This is a genomic window from Variovorax sp. Varisp46, from assembly GCF_059491885.1.
This window is the reverse complement of sequence record NZ_CP168515.1, coordinates 5,495,372-5,515,044: the sequence shown is the minus strand read 5'-3', so window position 1 is coordinate 5,515,044 and position 19,673 is coordinate 5,495,372. Positions and strand designations below refer to the sequence as shown.

19 protein-coding genes are annotated in these 19,673 nt (G+C 68.6%); 6 read left to right on the top strand and 13 right to left on the bottom strand.

Annotated elements, in window-relative coordinates; translation table 11 throughout:
* Positions 1-24: 24 nt before the first annotated feature.
* The 12 genes from ACEN9N_RS26140 to ACEN9N_RS26085 form a co-directional block, all read right to left on the bottom strand.
* Entirely contained in the window at positions 25-699 is a 675-nt protein-coding gene (locus ACEN9N_RS26140) for a cysteine hydrolase family protein (RefSeq protein ID WP_495654866.1), read from the bottom strand.
* Between the two features lie 20 nt (positions 700-719).
* On the bottom strand, positions 720-2,297 hold the full coding sequence (locus ACEN9N_RS26135) for an ABC transporter ATP-binding protein (RefSeq protein ID WP_495654865.1): 1,578 nt from the start codon (positions 2,295-2,297) through the stop codon (positions 720-722).
* A 5-nt stretch (positions 2,298-2,302) separates the two neighbouring features.
* Entirely contained in the window at positions 2,303-3,010 is a 708-nt protein-coding gene (biuH, locus tag ACEN9N_RS26130; protein ID WP_413312255.1) for a biuret amidohydrolase, read from the bottom strand.
* 5 nt (positions 3,011-3,015) lie between these two features.
* Complete coding sequence (locus tag ACEN9N_RS26125; RefSeq protein WP_495654864.1) at positions 3,016-3,939, bottom strand: ABC transporter permease; 924 nt, start codon at positions 3,937-3,939, stop codon at positions 3,016-3,018.
* On the bottom strand, positions 3,936-5,003 hold the full coding sequence (locus ACEN9N_RS26120; RefSeq protein WP_495654863.1) for an ABC transporter permease: 1,068 nt from the start codon (positions 5,001-5,003) through the stop codon (positions 3,936-3,938). The genes ACEN9N_RS26125 and ACEN9N_RS26120 overlap by 4 nt, the downstream gene beginning before the upstream one ends.
* A 19-nt stretch (positions 5,004-5,022) precedes the next feature.
* Positions 5,023-6,147, bottom strand: coding sequence for a BMP family ABC transporter substrate-binding protein (locus tag ACEN9N_RS26115; RefSeq protein WP_483161722.1), 1,125 nt, complete (start codon positions 6,145-6,147; stop codon positions 5,023-5,025).
* Between the two features lie 48 nt (positions 6,148-6,195).
* Positions 6,196-6,576 carry an oxalurate catabolism protein HpxZ gene (gene hpxZ / locus ACEN9N_RS26110; RefSeq protein ID WP_413312249.1) on the bottom strand — a complete coding sequence of 127 codons (381 nt, stop codon included), beginning with the start codon at positions 6,574-6,576 and terminating at the stop codon, positions 6,196-6,198.
* The gene (locus ACEN9N_RS26105) at positions 6,573-7,406 is read right to left on the bottom strand and encodes an ABC transporter ATP-binding protein (protein WP_495654862.1); all 834 of its coding nucleotides are present in this window, start codon (positions 7,404-7,406) and stop codon (positions 6,573-6,575) included. The genes hpxZ and ACEN9N_RS26105 overlap by 4 nt, the downstream gene beginning before the upstream one ends.
* A 123-nt stretch (positions 7,407-7,529) precedes the next feature.
* Complete coding sequence (locus ACEN9N_RS26100; protein ID WP_495654861.1) at positions 7,530-8,357, bottom strand: ABC transporter permease; 828 nt, start codon at positions 8,355-8,357, stop codon at positions 7,530-7,532.
* A 5-nt stretch (positions 8,358-8,362) separates the two neighbouring features.
* A complete protein-coding gene (locus tag ACEN9N_RS26095; RefSeq protein ID WP_495654860.1) occupies positions 8,363-9,364 on the bottom strand; it encodes an ABC transporter substrate-binding protein in 1,002 nt (333 codons plus the stop codon).
* A 22-nt stretch (positions 9,365-9,386) separates the two neighbouring features.
* Positions 9,387-11,114 (bottom strand): allophanate hydrolase, encoded by a 1,728-nt coding sequence (gene atzF, locus ACEN9N_RS26090; RefSeq protein ID WP_495654859.1) that lies wholly within the window; start codon positions 11,112-11,114, stop codon positions 9,387-9,389.
* Positions 11,115-11,325: 211 nt separating this feature from the next.
* On the bottom strand, positions 11,326-12,180 hold the full coding sequence (locus ACEN9N_RS26085; RefSeq protein ID WP_413334171.1) for a M48 family metallopeptidase: 855 nt from the start codon (positions 12,178-12,180) through the stop codon (positions 11,326-11,328).
* A 61-nt stretch (positions 12,181-12,241) separates the two neighbouring features.
* On the opposite strand from ACEN9N_RS26085, the gene ACEN9N_RS26080 reads away from it, so the two are divergent.
* From ACEN9N_RS26080 to ACEN9N_RS26055, 6 genes are all read left to right on the top strand, one after another.
* Entirely contained in the window at positions 12,242-13,627 is a 1,386-nt protein-coding gene (locus ACEN9N_RS26080) for an AmpG family muropeptide MFS transporter (protein WP_495654858.1), read from the top strand.
* Positions 13,628-13,764: 137 nt separating this feature from the next.
* Complete coding sequence (locus tag ACEN9N_RS26075) at positions 13,765-14,970, top strand: beta-ketoacyl-[acyl-carrier-protein] synthase family protein (RefSeq protein WP_007838018.1); 1,206 nt, start codon at positions 13,765-13,767, stop codon at positions 14,968-14,970.
* Between the two features lie 112 nt (positions 14,971-15,082).
* Positions 15,083-15,943, top strand: a complete 861-nt coding sequence (locus ACEN9N_RS26070) for a beta-ketoacyl synthase chain length factor (protein WP_007838762.1) — start codon at positions 15,083-15,085, stop codon at positions 15,941-15,943.
* 117 nt (positions 15,944-16,060) lie between these two features.
* Positions 16,061-16,783, top strand: a complete 723-nt coding sequence (locus ACEN9N_RS26065) for a response regulator (RefSeq protein WP_007838761.1) — start codon at positions 16,061-16,063, stop codon at positions 16,781-16,783.
* Between the two features lie 15 nt (positions 16,784-16,798).
* Positions 16,799-17,998 carry an ATP-binding protein gene (locus tag ACEN9N_RS26060; RefSeq protein ID WP_495654857.1) on the top strand — a complete coding sequence of 400 codons (1,200 nt, stop codon included), beginning with the start codon at positions 16,799-16,801 and terminating at the stop codon, positions 17,996-17,998.
* A 142-nt stretch (positions 17,999-18,140) separates the two neighbouring features.
* Positions 18,141-19,412, top strand: coding sequence for an O-antigen ligase family protein (locus ACEN9N_RS26055; RefSeq protein ID WP_495654856.1), 1,272 nt, complete (start codon positions 18,141-18,143; stop codon positions 19,410-19,412).
* A gap of 45 nt (positions 19,413-19,457) precedes the next feature.
* Here ACEN9N_RS26055 and ACEN9N_RS26050 read toward each other — a convergent pair whose 3' ends face one another.
* The gene (locus tag ACEN9N_RS26050) at positions 19,458-19,667 is read right to left on the bottom strand and encodes a zinc-finger domain-containing protein (protein WP_007836801.1); all 210 of its coding nucleotides are present in this window, start codon (positions 19,665-19,667) and stop codon (positions 19,458-19,460) included.
* Between the last annotated feature and the right edge of the window lie 6 nt (positions 19,668-19,673).

The following is a 19,673-nucleotide window of genomic DNA, read 5'->3' as shown; positions in this document are numbered from 1 at the left end:
GAATGGTAGTCGCTGGCGCCAGCGTCACGAAGGGTTGCCATTCAGCGCAGCGAGCAACGCGGCGCTCGGCGCGGTCCAGCCGACGATGGCGCCCTGGGCGCGCACCATGTCGAGCGTCGCCGCCTTGAATACCGGAAAGTAACTCTCGGTACAGTCCTCGAGCAGCAGGCTGTCGTAGCCGCGGTCGTTGGCTTCGCGCATGCTGGTCTGCACGCAGACCTCGGTCGTGACGCCGCCGAACAGCAGGTGGGTGATGCCGCGCTGCTGCAGCACTTCGTGCAGGCCGGTGGCATAGAACGCGCCCTTGCCGGGCTTGTCGATGACGAGTTCGCCGTCGACCGGCGCGAGCGCATCGATGATCTGGTTGCCGGGCTCGCCGGCCACGAGGATGCGGCCCATCGGGCCTTCGTCGCCGATGCGCAGGCTCGGGTTGCCGCGGTTGCGCTTGGCGGGCGGGCAGTCGGAGAGGTCCGCCTTGTGCGCCTCGCGGGTGTGGACCACCAGACCGCCGGCTTTTCGCCACGCCGCCAGGGCGGCCTTCGTCGCGGGAACGATCGCTTCGAGCAGCGACACGTCGTTGCCCAGCGCTTCGCCGAAGCCGCCGGGCTCGATGAAGTCGCGCTGCATGTCGATGAGGACCAGCGCCGTGCTGGCCACGTCGAATTCGTAGGGAAAGGGGTTGGCTTCTTCTATTCGCATGTCGGTTCTCGCTTCAAAGGCTAGTGATGCCCGCCACCCATGTGGGCTCCGATCACGTGTCTTTCCGCCCCGGCAGCCGAAGTCTCGAACACGATCCGCCCTTCGCTCATCACCACGATCCGGTCCGCCAGCTCCAGCAGCTCGTCGAGGTCTTCGCTGATCAGCAGCACCGCCCCGCCCTTCTCACGCACCTGCACGATGCGCGAATGGATTTCCGCGACGGCTGCGAAGTCCAGCCCGAACACGGGGTTGGCCGCGACCAGTACATTGATGTCGCCCGCCAGTTCCCGCGCCAGCACGGCGCGCTGCACGTTGCCGCCGGACAGGCTGCGTATCGGCGCGCCCTCACCCTGCGTCTTGACGCCGTACTCGGCAATCCACTCGCGCGCACGGCTGCGCCAGCAAGGAAAGCTCAGCACGCCGCCGCGCGACAACGGCGGTTGATCAAAATCCCGCAGTGCCATGTTCTCCGCAACGCTGAGGTCGCCGACGCACGCATTGCGCAACGGCTCTTCGGGGAGACTCCGAACCTTGAGCTCACGGTTTTCCACGCGGTGTGCATCGTAGGGTTGCCCCATCACGCTGACCTTGCCGGCAAGGCGCGGACGCTGGCCGACCAGCGCCTCGACAAGCTCGCGCTGTCCGTTGCCGGAGACGCCGGCCACGCCGAGGATTTCGCCCGCGCGCACCGACAGGCTCAGGTCATGCAACGCCAGCGTGCCGCGGTCGCCCTGCGCCTTGAGGCCTTCGACATTCAATGCGACCGATGCATTGGCAGGCACGGGCTTCCTCGCAGCGGAAGCTTGCGCCGACGATGCGGCCTGCTCGCCGCCCATCATGGCCTGCGCCAGCTGCGCCGGGCTGGTGTCCGCCACGCGGCAGTGATGCACCGCCTTGCCCCTGCGCAGCACCGTCACGCTGTCCGCATACGCCATCACCTCACGGAACTTGTGCGTGATGATGAGCACGGTGCACAGGCCGCTGCGCGCGAACTCGCGCACGTGGCCCAGCACCTCGTCGGCCTCCTGCGGCGTGAGCACGGAGGTCGGCTCGTCGAGTATCAGCAGGCGCGGCTTCAGGTAGAGCTGCTTGAGCAGTTCGAGCTTCTGCTTCTCGCCCGCCGCGAGTTCGACAGGCCGCGCGTCGAGGTCGAGGCTGAACGGCGTGGTCGCCAGGAAGTTCTGCAGCTCCGCGCGCTTGCTCTTCCAGTCGATCACCGCCGGCGTCTTTCCGCCCGCCAGCAGCAGGTTCTCGGCCACCGTCATGCCCGGCGCCAGCGTGAAATGCTGGTAGACCATGCCGATACCCAGCGCGCGCGCCACGATCGGGTTGGCAATGTCCTGCTCGCGCCCGTCGATCAGGATGCTGCCCTCCTCCGCGCGCTGGAAGCCCGCCACGCACTTCACCAGCGTGCTCTTGCCCGCGCCGTTCTCGCCCAGCAGCGCATGCACCGTGCCGGGCTCGACGCGCATCGTCACGCGGTCCATCGCGGTGAAGTCGCCGAAGCGCTTGGTGAGTTGATACGTGTCCAGCGCGAGCGCGCCGCTGCCCGCCGGCAGGCCTCCGATGGCACGGGAGGAAGAAGACGCGGCGCCCATCGCGGTCAGTCCAGCGCGGCCAGCAGCGCCTGCGAGGTGGCGTGCGCGCCGAAGACGCCGCCCTGCATCGTGATCATCTTCAGCGCTGCGAGGTGGTTGCCGTAGTCCGTGGCCGCGGTGCAATCCGACAGCAGCAGGCACTCGAAGCCGCGGTCGTTGGCGTCGCGCATCGTGGTGTGCACGCACACGTCGGTGGTGATGCCCGCGAGGATGATGTTCTCGATGCCGCGCGTGCGCAGGATCAGCTCCAGGTCGGTCGCGTAGAACGAACCCTTGCCTGGCTTGTCGATGATCACCTCGCCCGGCATCGGCGCCAGCTCGGGAATGATTTCCCAGCCGGGCTCGCCACGCACCAGGATGCGCCCGCAGGGCCCGTCGTCGCCGATGCCCACGCCGTTCGCACCGATCTGCCGCGAGCGCCAGCGCTTGTTGGCCGGCAGGTCGCCGAGGTCGGGCCGGTGGCCCTCGCGCGTGTGGATGATGTGATAGCCCAGCGGACGTAGCGCTGCCAGCGTTCGCGCGATCGGCTGGATCGGCGCCTGCACCAGCGACAGGTCGTAGCCCATCACGTCGACATACCCGCCCTTGCCGCAGAAGTCGGTCTGCATGTCGATGACGATCAGCGCGGTGTTGTCGGGGCGCATGTTCGCGTTGTAGGGCCAGGCGTAGGGCTCGGCGGCGACGGTCTTCGTCGATGTCGTCGTTTCGGTCATGACGTTCAGTTCCTTGTCGATGAGAGTTCGCCGGGGCTGCCGGCGGCGGCGCTGCCCGGCCTGCAGGTGAACACCAGGATCACCAGCGTGAGCACATAAGGCACCGTGTTGAAGAGGTGGTAGCCCCAGCCGATGCCGATGGACTGCAGCGCCGGCCCGATGGCGCCCGCGCCGCCGAAGAGCAGCGCCGCGCCCACGCAGCGCAGCGGGCTCCAGCGCGCGAAGATCACCAGCGCGACCGCAATCAGGCCTTGTCCGCTGGAGATGCCTTCGCTCCAGCTGCCCGGGTAGAAGAGCGTGAGCGACGCGCCGCCCAGCCCCGCGATGAAGCCGCCCGCCGTGGTGGCCGCGATGCGCAGCCCCGAGACCGAATAGCCGAGCGCGCGCGTCGCCTGCGCCGAGTCGCCCGCCATGCGCACCAGCAACCCGGCGCGCGTGCGCGCGAAGCCCCACCACAGCAGCACTGCGAGCGCCACGCCGATGGGCACCAGCGCATTGAGCTGCAGGGCCGAGCGCACCACGGTGTTGTCGCTCCAGAAGCCCAGCGGAATGGCCGGGATCTGCGGCGCCTGCGGCTGGATCAGCGGCTTGCCCAGGTAGAACGCGAGCCCCGTGCCCAGCAGCATCAGCGCGATGCCGGTCGCCACGTCGTTCACGCGATCGAGCGAGCACAGCAGCCCGTGCAGCAGCGCGAGCGCCGCACCGGCCAGCGCGCCGATCAGCACGCCGAGCCATGCGGAGTCGGTGAGGTAGGCGCCGCCGAAGGCAGCCATGGCCGACAGCACCAGCACGCCTTCGAGGCCGAGGTTGATGCGGCCCGATTTCTCGGTGAGGCACTCGCCCAGGCTCACGAAGAGGAACGGGGCGCCCACGCGCAATGCGCCGCCGACGATGCCGGCGACCAGAGCGATCCACTGGTCGGCCGTCATGTGTAGCTCCTTGCTTCCGGAAGCATGCGGTCACCGAACTTCTTCCAGTCGACCGTGCGCAGGCCTTCGCTGGCGAGGATCAGCACGAAGGCGATGCCCTGCAGCACCAGCACCGATGCATCCGGCAGGCCCAGCCGGCGCTGCAGCAGGCTGCCCGCCGCGCCGAAGCCGCCGAACAGGATGGCCACCGGCACGATGGCCACCGGGTTGTGCCGCGCGATGAAAGACACCAGGATGCCCGCGTAGCCGTAGCCCGCGATCAGCGATGCGTTCGCATTCGTGTGCACCGCCGCCACCTCGATGGCGCCCGCGAGCCCCGCGCATGCGCCGCCGAGCCCGCAGGCCGAAAGAATGAGCCGCGTGGCCGGCAGGCCCACGAGCTGCGCGGTGCGCGGATTGCCGCCCACCACCCGCACCGAAAAACCCGAGGCCGTGGCGCGCAGCCACCAGCCGAGCCCCAGGCAAGCCACGATGCCGATCACCAGCCCCCAATGCACGTCGGAACCGCCGATGCCGCCGATCAGCAGTCCGTCGCCCAGCGCGTAGGTCGATGGCTTGTTGAGGCTGGCCGGATCGCGCAGCGGCCCCTCGACCAGGTGCTTGAAGATGCCGATGGCGATGTAAGCCAGCAGCAGGCTGCTGATGGTCTCGTTGATGCCACGGTACTGGCGCAGCCAGCCAGCCAGCACGATCCACAACGCGCCGGCAAGCGCACCGGCGATGCAGACAGCCACAGTGCCGACAACGTTGCCCGGCAGCGGCACCGCATGCGCCAGCGCCGCGCAGGCCAGCCCGCCCAGCACCAGCGCCCCCTCTCCGCCGATGACGATCAGCCCCGCGCGCGCGGGCAGCGCCACGCACAGCGCGGTGAGCATCAGCGGCGCCGCGCGCTGCAGCGTGTTCTGCCACGAGAACCAGTCGCCGAACGCGCCCTTGAACAGCGTGGCCCACACCTCCACCGGGTCGACGCCCGCGAAGGCCACCACCAGCCCGAACAGCAGCAGCGCCGCCGCGATGGCGAACGCCGGCAGGGCCAGTTCCTTGAAGAGCGCGGGGCGCAGCATGGCGTTGACGGTGTGACGGTCAGACGCTGCCGACGACGCCTTCGACGAGGTAGTTCATCTTCTCGAGCTCCAGGTCGGTCTGCTTCAGGACCTTGCCCGCCGGCACCACGACCGCACCCTTGTTGTCCTTGATGCCGTCCTTGAAGATGTCGAAGCTGCCCGCGATCATCTTGGCCTTGATCTCGTCGGCCTGTTTCTTCGCGGCGTCCGGCACCATGGGGCCGTAGGCGGACATCTTCACGTAGCCTTCCTTCAAACCGCCGCGCAGGAAGTTGGGATGCGGCTTGCCGGTTTGCGCGGCTTCGATGGCGGTCTTGTAGGCGGTGAGCCAGTTCCATTCGGCGCCGGTGAGGTACGCATTGGGCGCGAGCTTGGCCTGGCTCGCGTGATAGCCGCAAACCATCTTGCCGCGCTTGGCCGCCGTCTCGACCACCACCTTGGGGCCGTCCACGTGCATGGTGAACACGTCGCAGCCCTGGTCGGCCAGGCTGTTGGTGGCTTCCGCCTCCTTCACCGCCATCGACCAGTCGCCCGTGAAGATCACGCTGCAGGTGATGTTCGGCTTGACCGAGCGCGCGCCGAGCGTGAAGGCGTTGATGTTGCGCAGCACCTGCGGAATGGGCTTGGCGGCGACGAAGGCGATCTTGTTGCTCTTCGTCATGTGCGCGGCGATCACACCGTTGAGGTACTGGCACTCGTCGATGTAGCCGAAGAAGCTGCCGACGTTCTTGGGGTGCTTGCCCTCGGTCCAGAGGCCGCCGCAGTGCGAGAAGCGCACGTCGGGGTTCTTGGGAGCCACCGCGAGGATGTGCGGATCGAAGTAGCCGAACGAGGTGGGAAAGAGCAGGCCCGCGCCGTCCTGCGAGATCATGCCGGTCATGGTCTTCTGCACGGCCGCCGTCTCGGGCACGTTCTCTTCCTCCACCACCTTCACGCCGGGCAGCTTCTTGATCTCGGCGGCGGCCATGGCGTGCGCCTGGTTGTAGCCGTAGTCGTCGCGCGCGCCGACGTAGATCACGCCGACGGTGAGCGGCTTGGGCTTGGCCTGGGCGGCGGCGAGCGCGCTCCAGCTTCCGAGGCTGCCGGCGGTACCCAGCGCGGCCAGTGTCTTGAGCGAATCGCGGCGATTGAGGTGGCGGGTCATGGCGTTCTTCTCCGTTACAGGTTGAGGTGCAAAAAATGTGCCCCGGGCTCAGCCGAGCAGGCTCACGTGGGCGGCGACCACGCGCCAGCCCTCGGCCGTGCGCATCCAGGTCTGGCTCTGGCGGCCGGTCTGACGACTGCCTTCGCGTCGGAACTCGACGTTCGCGGTCGCGAAGTCGCGGCCGTAGGTGGTGATGACGGTGCGCAGCAGTTCGCGCGGCGGGCTCTGCACGGGCAGCGAGGCGCGGAAGGCGGCGATGTCGGCGTGGCCGTAGTGGTTCTCGGAAAAGCCGTAGCGCAGCGTGTGGGGGCTGTTCCAGAAGAGCTCGTCGAGCGTGGCGCGGTCGTTGCCGACCAGCGCGGCCTCGTAGCGGGCGAACACGGCCTGCACTTCGGCCAGCACCTCGGGGATGTTGATTTCCGGCGTCATCGGCGAACCTCGCGCTGGAAGATGTCCAGGCTGAGCTTCTTGGTCGCGACGAAGCTCTCGGTGCTCAGCGTCTCGACGGTGCGCGGGCGCGCATCGCCATAGCGCAGGATCTCGGCCACCTTGGTGGGCCGCTTGGTCAGCAGCAGTACCTCGTCGGCGAGGTACACCGCTTCCTCGAGGTCGTGCGACACCAGCAGCATGGTGGTGCCGGTCTGCATGAACACTTCCTGCAGCTTCTCGCGGATGAAGAGCGTCATCTCGAAGTCGAGCGCCGAGAAGGGCTCGTCGAGGAACAGCACCTCGGGTTCCGGCGCGAGCGCGCGCATGATCGATGCCGTCTGCTGCTGGCCGCCCGAGAGCTCGTACGGAAAGCGCTTCAGGTCGAACTTCACGTCGAAGGAGGCCACCAGTTCTTCCATGCGCCGGTCGACCTCGGCCTTGCTGCGGCCTTCGAGCTTCAGCGGATAGGCGATGTTGTCGATGGTGCGCATCCACGGGAACATCGCCTCGCGGTAGTTCTGGAACACGTAGCCGATCTTGGTGTCCAAGCGCCGCTTTCCGTCGAACAGGATCTCGCCCGAGTCGATGGGAATGAGCCCCGCGATCATGTTGATGAGCGTGGACTTGCCGCAGCCATTCGGTCCGAACACCGAGACGATCGCGTGCTTGGGAATGTCGAGATCGAAGTTCTCGTACAGCGGCCAGCCCGCGAAGTACTTGGTGAGACCGCGGATGGTGATGTGCGTGCCGGCCGGGCCAGGCCTGAACACGGGCTTGGGCACGTCGGCGTACACCGGACCGTTGACGACGATGTCAGTTGAAGCTCGCATGGAGGCGCTCCTGTTGAGGTCTTTGCGTGAGCTGCCACGGAACCGGCTTTGCCGGGCCGCAGGCAGCGCCCCCTCGCAGGGGGTTGGCGGCTACGCGAAGCGAGCAAGCCTGGGGGTGGTCCATCACCTTCCGCTCCAGTGCACGATGCGGCGCTCGGCGATCAGGAAAAGAATGTTGAGCGCATAGCCCAACGCACCCGCCGCAAGAATCGCGGCGTACATGCTCTTCACGTTGAGCACCTGCTGCGCGTCGATGATCCGGTGGCCGAGCCCCGTGTCGGAGCCGATGAACATCTCGGCCACAATGACGATCACCAGCGCCATGGACACTGCCGAACGCAGGCCGACGAAGCTGGGCTGCAGGCTTTCCCACACCAGCACGTCCTTGAAGACCTGCCAGCGCGAGGCGCCCATCACCTTGGCCGCCATCACGCGCTGCTTGCGTGCGTTGATGACGCCGTAGGCGCTGTTGAACACCACGATGAGCAGCGCGCCGAAGGCCGCGATGGCCACCTTGTTGACGTCGCTCACGCCGAAGATCAGCAGGAACAGCGGGATGAGCGCGGATGATGGCGTGGAGCGGAAGAAGTCGATCAGGAACTCCACGCTGCGGTAGGCCTTCTCGTTGCTGCCGAGCAGCACGCCCAGCGGCACGCCGATGGCCGCCGCAATGACGAAGGCCTGTACGGTGCGCCACACGGTCATGGCGAAGTCGGTGAGCAGCGGGCCGCCGACCAGGCCGGTGATGAGTGCGGCGATGGTGTCGGCGGGTGTGGGCAGCAGGATCGGCTTGATGAAACCCAGCCGCACCACCAGGTCCCACACGATGAACAGCACCACCGGACCGATGAACGGCAGCAGGCGGTCGCGCAGCGGTGGCCTGGGCGTCGATGTGGCGGCGCTGGCCGGCGGGGTCCACGGCGCGGCCGTGGTCGAGCTTGCGTCGGCCATGGTCGTCAGGCCTTGTAGAGCAAGGCGTCCACCGCGACCTTCTTCTCGAAGATGCCTTTTTCGGTGAACAGGTCGTAGAACTTCTGGAAGTATGCGACGTCGCTGAGCTTGAACTCGTTGTAGAGCATGTACGACGCGAGCGGCACTTCGGCCGTGAGCTTGCCTTCGATGGCGGTGTAGCCCTTCATGAACTGGCGCGCCTCATCGGGCTTGCTGCGCACCAGCTCCACGCCACGCGCATAGGCGGTGATGTACTTCTTCGCGACCTCGGGGTTCTTCTTGATGAACTCGGTGGTGAGGCTGGCCGCACCCCCGTGCCACGGCGCCATCGGGTCACCGAGGATGTATTTGGCGACCACGCCGGCCTCGATGACGCGCGTGGTGCCGTTCATGCGGCCCACGGTACCGGTGGGTTCCAGCGTGTAGCAGGCGTCGACCTGGCCCGCGACCAGCGCGGCCACGTGCTGGCCGATGGGCAGCTCGCTCACGACCGCGCCCTTGGCGCCGGCGCGCTCCAGCATGGTCTTGCACAGCGTCACGTTCTGGATGCCCGGGCCCGAGGCGACCTTCCTGCCGGCCAGCTCGGCCATGGTCTTGATGGGGCTATCTTGCGCGACGATGAACTCGTCGAGCACGAACTTCGCGTTGCTCGGGTTGGTGCAGAAGATCTTGAACAGGCCGGGCTGCGCGATCTCGCCGATGGCGAGGTTGGCCGAGCCCGTGCCGTTGGCGCTGCCGTCGCAGCGGCCCGCGAGCATGCCTTCCATCACCTGCTGCGCGCCGGCGAACTTGAGCGGCTCGACGTCGAGGCCGGCCTCCTTGAAGTAGCCCTTGTCGACCGCCGCGAAGAACGGCAGGCCGGCGGCCACCGGCCAGAAGCCGATACGCAGCTTGGGTGCGGCGGCCTGCGCGTGCACGACGGCAGGCGCAGCCAGCACAGCCAGGCCGGAAGCAGCGGCCTGCAGCAACTGCCGACGCGACGTGGAAGATTTTTCCGGGGTGTTCATCGGAACTCCTGATCAGTTGGAATCAGTTGGAACTCGGGGTGGCGCGGCTCGCGACATATGCGCGCCAGCCGCCGTGACGGGTCACGTCCTGCGCGCCAACCAGTGCATGGCCCTCGCAGATGAAGCCTTTCACCCAGCTGCCATCGGCCAGCTCGACGCTGCCAAGGCCAAGAGGCGGCGGGATGAGGGCAAGAAAGCTGCCGACCTGCGCCAGGGGCAAGGCCCACACTTCGAGCGCGATGGCGAGAGCGTCTTCATCGCCTTGTGCCACCCGCTGCAGGCCGGGCTTGGGCGGCACGGTGCCCGGTAGCGCATAGAGGCGGTAGGCGGCCGAGGTGGTGGTGGTGCGCAGCAGCGTGGCGCCACGCTCTGTGAGCTGGCCGTTGAGCGGCATGCCCGAAAGATGCGCGCCGACCACAGCGATGGGCAGGGTGCCGGCACCCGGCGCGGCGAGGCCGGGAATGGCGCGCGGCGCGGGCAGCGGCAGGCCGAGGGCGCCTTGCGCGAGCCCCGTGGCGTGGTGGTAGCGCTGGCCCAGGTCGGCCAGCGCAAGGTCGCTGCCGCAGGGGCCGATCAGCGTGATGCCGAACGGCAGGCCGTCCGCGCGCAGGCTGCTGGGCACGGAGAGCGCGGCGTAATCGAGCAGGTTGACGAAGTTGGTGTACGCACCGAGGTTGCGGTTGAGCACCACCGGATCGGCGCGCATCTGCTCGCGGGTGTAGTGCGTGGGCGCGGTGGGCACGAGCAACACGTCGATGCCGCGCCACATCGGCTCGACCTGCCGGGCGATGGCGCGCAGCTTCGTTTGCGCGTCGAACAGGTCGGCGGCGCTGTAGCCCCGGCCGCTCGCGAGGATGCCGCGCACGGGCTCGATCACTTCGTCGCCGTGCGCGTCGAAGAACTCGCGCACCGCGGCGTAGCGTTCGGCGACGAGCGCACTTTCATAGAGCAGCGCAGCAGCCTCGGCAAGCGGGGCGTAGGGAATGCTGAGGGGCGAGCCGCCCATGGCCAGCAGCCGTGCGGTCGCGTCGTTGAAGGCCTCCTCGGCGGCGGTGTCGCCGAAGAAGCTCAGCCTGTCGGGCACGCCGAAGCGGAAGTGCGCAGGCAGCGGCTCGCGGCGCAAAGGCAGGTCGCGCGAATAGGGGTCGCGCGCGTCGTAGCCGGCGCAAGCGAGCAGCACGTCGACCCCGGTGGCGACGGTGCGCGCAAAGATGGAGACGCAGTCCGCGCTCTGCGCAGCGGGCACCACGCCGAAGGTGCTCAGCAGGCCGCGCGAGGGCTTCAGGCCGACGATGTTGTTGAGCCCGGCCGGCACGCGGCCCGAGCCCGCGGTGTCGGTGCCCAGCGCAAAGTCGACCTCGCCAGCCGCCACCACGTAGGCCGAGCCCGAACTAGACCCGCCCGAGACATAGCGCGCGTCGAAGGCATTGGGCACCTCGCCGTAGGGCGAGCGCGTGCCGTTCAGGCCGCAGGCGAACTGGTCGAGGTTGGTCTTGCCGGCCAGCGATGCACCGGCTTCAAGCAGGCGCTGCACCACGGCCGCGTGGACCGGGGGCAGGCGGTCGAAGGCCGGACAGGCGGCGGTGGTGGGCACGCCGGCCACGTCGATGTTGTCCTTGACCGCGAAGCGCAGCCCGTCGAGCGGCAGGACTGAGCCGGGGGCTTCGCCAGCCCGGGCGTGCGCCATGGGCTGCGCGAACCTGGTGATCCAGGCGGCGGCGGGCGATCCGTTTTCTTCATGCACCATCATCAAGCATCCAAACATGTGTACAAGTTAAGATGCAAGCGGCGTGCCAGCGGCGACGCAGGGTCGCGCGGATCAATTCAGGGAATTGGGCCGTTGCTCCCTCTCCCCTCGGGGAGGGGGTTGGGGCGAGGGCAGGTGCAGGCGAAGAAGCGCGGCCCTCGTATGAAGGCGGCCACCCTCACCCCTGCCCAGGGGAGAGAGGGAGTCAGGCAGGTCAGCTCTTCTTCGCGTCGCGGTAGAGCGTCTCCACCTTCGGCAGGTTCGCCTCCAGCTTCGCGATGCGGTCCGGCCCGCTCGGATGCGTCGAGAGAAAGCTCAACCCGCCCTGGTTCTTCGACGCCGTGGCCATCTTCTGCCACAGCGACACCGATGCCTTCGGGTCATAGCCCGCACGTGCCGCGAGTTCGAGCCCCACGAGGTCGGCCTCCGACTCGTCGCTGCGGCTGAACTTGAGCGTGAGGAGCTGCGTGCCGGCGCGCGCCGCCAGGTCGCCCATCTGCCCCAGCCCGAGCAGCTGCGCACCGATGGAGAGCGCCGCACCCGTGCCCGCGCTCTTGGCCATTCGGGCACGCGCATGCTCGCGCAGCGCGTGGGCCATCTCGTGGCCCATGACCATCGCGACCTCGTCGTCCGTGAGCTTGAGCTGTTCGAGGATGCCGGTGAAGAAGGCGATCTTGCCGCCGGGCATGCAGAAGGCGTTGATCTGCTTGCTGCCGATCAGGTTGACCTCCCACTTCCAGTCGCGGGCGCGCGAATTCCAGGGCGTGGCGAAGGGAATGAGGCGCTTCGCGATGGCGCGCAGGCGCTGCAGCTGCGGGTTGCCGTCGCCCGCGAGCGCGTTCTTGGCGCGCGCCTGTTCGAGCAGCTGGCCATACTGCTGCACGCCGGCCGCCTCGATCCTGTCGGCCGGCACGAGGTTGCGCGCCACCGAGGCATTGCCGACATTGACCTGCGCCAGCGCCCTACCGCTGAGGGCGGCGCCGGCGGCCGCCAGCAGGAAGGCCCGCCGGGGATTCCATGCGGAGGCTGTGGAGATGGCGGAAACAGGGCGATCGCATCGTGTGCACATAGGAGCCGGATCATAGGAACAAATGAAGACAAAGGGCCGGGGCGAGGCCCCCCCGGCACTCATGGACAATCCGAGGCTCATGTCCGTACCTTCCGCAGAAACCCCCACCGCCTCTTCCCCGCCCTGGCGCGATGCGCTGAAGGTCTACCTGGAGCCCGCCACCCTGCGCATGCTGGCGCTGGGCTTCTCGGCCGGGCTGCCGCTGCTGCTGGTGCTGGGCACCCTGAGTTTTCGCCTGCGCGAAGCGGGCATCGACCGCACCACCATCGGCTACTTGAGCTGGGTCGGGCTGGCCTACGGCTTCAAGTGGGTCTGGGCGCCGCTGGTCGACCGGCTGCCGCTGCCGCCGCTGACCACGCTGCTCGGACGCCGGCGCGGCTGGCTGCTGCTGGCGCAGTGCGTGGTGATCGCCGGCCTGATCGGCATGGCGCTGAACGACCCGCGCCAGGGGCTCACGCCGCTGATCTGGTGCGCGCTGCTGGTGGCCTTCGGCTCGGCCACGCAGGACATCGCGCTCGACGCCTTCCGCATCGAATCGGCCGAGACACGCAAGCAGGCCGCGCTGGCGGCCGCCTACCAGACGGGCTACCGGCTCGCGATGATCTGGGCCGGTGCGGGCGTGCTGTGGGTCGCGGCCTGGGCCGAGGTGGTGCCGGCGGCCGCGGTCACGGGTGCGGCGGCGTACCAGAACGGGGCGTGGAAGACGGCGTACCTGGTAATGGCCGCTTCGATGGCGGTGGGGGTGCTGACGGTGCTGCTGTCGCCCGAACCGGTGCCGCGCGTGCTGCCCAAGGCAAAGAATGCCGCCGAGTGGCTGCGCAGCGTGCTCATCGAGCCCTTCGCCGACTTCATCCGCCGCTACAGGTGGCAGGCCGCGCTGATCCTCTCGCTGATCGCCATCTACCGCATCAGCGACGTGGTGATGGGCATCATGGCCAACCCTTTTTACGTGGACATGGGTTTCACCAAGGATCAGGTGGCCACGGTCAGCAAGATCTACGGCGTGATCATGACGCTGGTGGGCGCCTTCGTCGGCGGCGTGCTGTCGATGCGCCTGGGCGTGATGCGGGTGCTGATGCTGGGCGCGGTGCTGAGCGCGGCCAGCAACCTGCTGTTCGCCTGGCTGGCCTCGCGCGGGCACGACCTGACGGCGCTGATCGCGGTGGTCTCGGCCGACAACCTGGCCGGCGGCATCGCCTCGGCGGCCTTCATCGCCTACCTGTCGAGCCTCACCAACATCAGCTACTCGGCCACGCAGTACGCCCTGTTCAGCTCGCTGATGCTGCTGCTGCCGAAGTTCATCGCCGGCTATTCGGGCGCCTTCGTCGATGCCTATGGATACAGCACCTTCTTCGTCGCCACCGCGATGCTCGGCCTGCCGGTGCTGGTGCTGGTGGCTTTGGCCTCGCGGCTGACGACGACCACAAGGCCCGCGGACCGTCAATAGGGCCTGGGCCTTATAGGAAACAGCCGACATTGCGCGCACCGCGCAACTGGTAGGCTGCGGGCGCTATACATTCGTTTTCTTTTCCCTTCCTGCGCCACTTCCCGCGCACCCGTCTGCCAGCAAGCCCCTACAAGATCGTGCCGTCCCGAATTTCTCCTCTCCAAATCAGCGCCTACACGGCGACTTCCGCCGTCGGCGTCGGCAAGGAAGTGCTGGCCGACGCGCTTGCGCAGTCGCGCAGCGGGCTGCGCGCCAACGACTTCGGCGATGCGCCGCTGCCCACCTGGATCGGCCGCGTCGATGGACTCGAAGAAGTGCGCCTGCCCGAATCGCTGGCCCACTGGGACTGCCGCAACAACCGGCTCGCCTGGCTGGGCCTGCAGGCCGATGGCTTCCTCGAGGCGGTGGCTGCGGCGCGCGAGAAGTACGGTGCTTCGCGCGTCGCGCTGATCCTGGGCACCTCGACCGCCAGCATCGGCGAAACCGAACTGGCCTACACGCAGCTCGACGAACAGGGCATGTTCCCGCCCAACCAGCGCCGCGCCAGGGTGCACACGCCGCATTCGCTGGCCATGTTCACGCAGCAGCTTCTGGGAATCAGCGGCCCGAGCGAAACCATTTCCACCGCCTGCTCGTCGAGCGCCAAGGTGTTCGCCTCGGCCGAGCGGCTGATCCGGCTGGGCCTGGCCGACGCGGCCGTGGTCGGCGGGGCCGACACGCTGTGCGGCAGCGTGCTGTTCGGCTTCAACTCGCTCGAACTGGTGTCGAGCGAGCCGTGCCGGCCTTTCGACGCCTCCCGCAAGGGCATCAGCCTGGGCGAGGCCGCGGGCTTCGCGCTGGTCGAGCGCGTGCAGGCCGGCGCCGATGCCGCACCGCTGCACCTGCTGGGCTATGGCGAGGCCAGCGATGCGCACCACATGTCGACGCCGCACCCCGAGGGCCTGGGCGCCGAGCGTGCGCTCGACGAAGCGCTGGCGCGCGCCGGCCTGCCACCCGAGGCGATCGACTACATCAACATGCACGGCACCGCGAGCCAGAAGAACGACGAGGTCGAAGGCGCGCTGGTGGCGCGCCGCTTCCCGGCGCGCACGCACGCCAGCTCGACCAAGGGCTTCATGGGCCACACGCTGGGCGCGGCGGGCATCGTCGAGGCTGTCATCAGCCTGCTGGCCATCGAGCGCGGCCTGATGCCGGGCACGGTCAACACCCGCACGCTGGACGAAGGCTTCGGCCCGCAGATCAAGCTCGAACCGGCGCACGGCGAGGTGCGCTATGCACTGTCCAATTCGTTCGGCTTCGGTGGCAACAACTGCTCCCTCGTTTTCGGCAAGGCGGAATCATGAGGCTCGCCCCCAGGCTGCGCGCACTTCGTGTCGCTTCTCCTCCCCCCGACCGGGGGCAACACCAATGGCCCGGCAAAGCCGGTTCCACGGTGTTCCGCGAGAAGGCAATCCAATGACAACCACGACAAGCGTCCCTACCCGCCCGACCCTCTACATCGAAGGCCCCGCCTTCTGGACGCCCACGCTGCCCGGCTGGGAAGCCGCGCGCGCCGCCTTCCGCGGCGAAGGCGCGCTGGCCGACCCGCCCGCGAAGCGCCCCTCGCCGCAGGTGCTGGCCCCGGCCGAGCGCCGCCGCGCGCCCGACACCGTGGCGCTGGCGCTCGAAGTGGCGGCCGCCGCCATGGCCGCTTCGGGCCGCAACGCGGCCGACGTGCCCTGCGTGTTCACGTCGGCGCACGGCGACCTGTCGATCAACGACTACATGTGCAGCACGCTCGCGAGCGATCCGAAGATGCTGTCGCCCACCAAGTTCCACAACTCGGTGCACAACGCGGCCGTGGGCTACTGGACCATCGGCACCGGCTGCATGGCGGCCAGCAACGCGATTTCGGCCTACGAGCACAGCTTTGCCTCGGGCCTGCTCGAAGCGGCGGTGCAGTGCGCCTGCGACCAGGAGCCGGTGCTGCTGGTGGGCTGCGACACGCCCACGGTGGGCGCACTGGCTTCGGTCACCGACAGCCGCGGCCTGCTGGCGGTGGCGCTGGTGATCGCCCACGAGCCGACGCAGCGCACCGTGGCGGCGCTCGACTGGTCGCTGGCCGGCGAGGGCGGCACGGCGCCCGCAGCCACGCCACCGAGCTCGGAAGCGGCGAAATCGCTGGCCGAGATCAACCCCATGGCCCAGGCGCTGGCGCTGTTCGAATCGCTGGCGCACCTGGCGCACTCGGGAAACGGCGCGGGCACGCCGGTTGACCTGCCGCTGTCCTCGTCCCTGTCGCTGCGGCTGCAGTTGCGGCCGCTCGAGCGGGGCTGAGCCCACGCCCTCTGGAGTCGGCGCTATGCTTTTCGCAGCATCGCCGGTTGACAGGGGTGTTCGAGGTTTACCCAACTTTACGGAGCGTTCAAGCCCGCTTGCTCACTTTGGACGACCATGAAGCGCATGAGCACCCCCCAACTCCTGATGATCGAAGACGACGCCCGCCTGGCGCAGATGGTGGGCGAGTACCTGACGCAGTCGGGCTTCGCGTTCAACCATGCCGGCGACGGCGCGAGCGGACTCGAGCAGCTGCAGCAGCACGCGCCCGACCTCGTGATCCTCGACCTGATGCTGCCCGACACCGACGGGCTCGAAGTGTGCCGCCGCATCCGCGCGCTGCCTGCTCCGCTGTCGAAGGTGTCGGTGCTGATGCTGACGGCCAAGGGCGACCCGATGGACCGCATCATCGGCCTGGAGATCGGCGCCGACGACTACCTGCCCAAGCCCTTCGAGCCGCGCGAGCTGCTGGCGCGCATCCGCGCCGTGCTGCGCCGCCGCAGCGAGAACGCCACCGAGGCCGAAGCCTCCACCGTGATGCGCTTCGGCACGCTGGAGATCGATCGCAACGCGCGCACCGTGTCGGTGGCCGGCGCGCTGGCCGACCTCACCTCCTACCAGTTCGACCTGCTGGTGGCGATGGCCGAACGCGCGGGCCGCGTGCTCACGCGCGACCAGATCATGGAAGCCGTGCGCGGCCGCGAACTCGAGGCCTTCGACCGCTCCATCGACGTGCACATGGGCCGCATCCGCGCGGCCATCGAGGTCGACGCGAAGAACCCGAAGCGCATCCTCACGGTGCGCGGCGTGGGCTACGTCTTTGCCAAGCAGCAAGATTGACCCGACCCCGGCCCGATGCTGCGCAACCTCTATTCCCGCCACCTCTACGTCCGCATCTGGCTCGCGGTGGTGGGTGGCGTCGTCATCCTCACGCTGATGGCCAACTGGATCGTGCGCGAAGCGGCGGAGGCCGAGCGCGAGCGCCTGGCGCCGGTGCCGCGCCACGTGGTGGTGCTCGACGCGCAGGACAAGCCCATCGGCGCAGGCACCGCGCTGCGCGTGCCGGGCCAGGGCCTGGAGTTCGACGTGACGCTGAGCGACGGCAAGGCGCTCACGCTGCGCGTGGCGCCGCGCGAACGGCTCCCGGGTTCAGCCGGCTTCGCGCCATGGCGCACGCCGTTCGGGCTGGGATGGATGATCGCGCTGGTGGGGGTAGCGGTGGCACTGGGCGTGTATCCGATCGTGCGGCGCATCACGCAGCGGCTGGAATCGCTGCAGCGCGGCGTGCAGCGATGGGGCGAAGGCGATCTCTCGGTGCGCGTGACCGAAGAAGGGCAGGACGAAGTGACCGATCTCTCCAAACGATTCAACGCGTCGGCCGAACGCATCGAGCAGCTGGTGCGTTCGCACAAGTCGCTGCTGGCCAACGCCTCGCACGAGCTGCGCTCGCCGCTCACCCGCATCCGCATGGGCCTGGAGCTGATGGGCGAGCGCCCGAGCCAGTCGGCTCGAGAAGAGATCTCGCGCAACATCGGCGAGCTCGACCAACTCATCGACGAGATCCTGCTGGCCAGCCGCCTCGACGCCAGCGAGGCCGACATGGGCACCATCGAGGCCGTGGACCTGACCGGCCTCGCGGCCGAGGAATGCTCGCAGGTGAACGCCGAACTCGACCTGGCCGCAGGCGCCGACAACGCCACGCTGACCGTGCCGGGTGTGTCGCGCCTGCTGCGCCGCGCGATCCGCAACCTGCTGGAGAACGCCCGCCGCTACGGTGCCGGCGAAATCGCCGTGGAGCTGGGCAGCGCCAACGGCTACGCCACCGTGCGCGTCAACGACCGCGGCCCGGGCGTGCCCACGGCCCTGCGCGAACGCATCTTCGAGCCCTTCTACCGGCTGCCCGGCGCCAGTGAGCGCAACGGCGGCGTCGGCCTGGGGCTGGCGCTGGTGAAGTCGATCGCCGAGCGCCACGGCGGCACAGTGCGCTGCGAAGACCGCCCGGGCGGCGGCGCGAGCTTCGTGATCCGCCTGCCGGTGGCCGCGCGCGGGCACTGAGCCCCCGGTCCTGTTGGCGGGACGCCGCGGAACCGGCTTCGCCGGGCCGCAGGCGTCGCCCCCGGCGAGGGGGAAGGAGAAGCGACACGAAGTGCGCGAAGCCTGGGGAATACCAAGCCCGTCCACCTAAAATCCCGCCCCTATGCAGAGATCGCACATCGTTCGGCCCGCGGCCATGTTCTGGGGGCTGGTGGTGTTCATGCCGGTCGGCGTCACCTATCTTTCGGCCATCCTGCTGCTGCTCACCATGCTGGTGGCCGGCGGCCTGGACAAGCGCTATGCGCGGCTGCGCGCCAACCCGCTGTGGTGGCCGGTGATGGCCTACCTGGCCTGGACCCTCATCGTGCTGGCCATCGGGCAGCACTATCCCGAGACCGGCTCCAACCTGTTCCACGGCATCCGCATCGGCCTCACCATGCTCATGGCGATGGCGCTCACGCGCGAAGAGGCCATCTGGGCGCTGCGCGGCTTCCTGCTGGTCGCCGTGCTGAACATCCTGCTGGTCAGCTTCTTCTACGCGGTCGGCGGCTTCAACATCTGGTTGCCGCTGCGCGCGGTGGTGATGGAAGTGGGCAACAAGTCGATCAGCAACGCACTGCTGTTCAGCGTGGTGGCGTCCACGGCCGCCGTGTGGGGCATCGCGCAGATCGCCGCGCACAGGCCGCTGCGCTCCATTCCCGCCTTCGTGCTGATGCTCGGACTGGGCCTGGTGGTGGCGCTGCCGCTGACCTCGCGCACCTCGGTGCTCGCGCTGCTGCTGGTGATTCCGGTGGTCTGCGTCCATCAGTGGCGCAATCACCTGAAGATGCTGGTGGGCGCGCTGGTGCTGGGGGCTGTGGTGCTCGGGGCGGCGCTCTATCAGGTGCCGCAGCTGCAGCACAAGGTCGAGACCGGCGTGCAGGAACTCGAGGAGGCGCAGGCCGGCGCGGTCTTCAAGGGCAGCTGGGTCATCCGCTACTACATGTACCGCGACACCGGCCTCATGATCGCCGATCGACCGTTCACCGGCTGGGGCATCGGTGGCTGGACCGACCAGTGGCACAAGCGCGGCCCGGCGCTGCTCGCCGACTCGAACATGCCGCACAACGACTTCCTGTGGGCCGGCGCGCAAGGCGGGCTGCCTGCCCTGCTGAGCCTGCTCATCATCATGGTCGCCGCGGTCTGGCAGGCATGGAAGCGGCCCGACATCGCGGGCCGCTATGCGCTGGCCGCGACGCTGATCGCGCTGATCGCATCGAGCGTGAATTCGGCCATGCGCGACGCGCAGATCGGCCTGGCGCTGCTGTTCGTCTCGATGGTCTACCTGCGGCTCGCGCAGGAGAAGAACGACCCGGATCCGTGGCGCGGACTGCTGTCCTCGCGCTTGAAGAGCCTGGAAAACCTGGAAAAAGACCCCACCCGCCCGGCTGCCTGAAGAGGCATCGGACGGCCGGGGCCGGATGGCTCGGCGGCCAGCGGCTCAGTGCCGCGACGACACCGTCTCGCCGGCCTTCAGCCGGTACACCGTGCCGCAATACGGGCACTTGGCCTCGCCGGTGCGCGCCACGTCGAGGTAGACCTTCGGGTGGCTGTTCCAGAGCTTCATGTCGGCCTTGGGGCTGGGGCAGAACACGCCGCCTTGATGATTGAGCTCCTTGGCCAGGAGTTCGACGACTGCATTGGTGGACATGGGTTT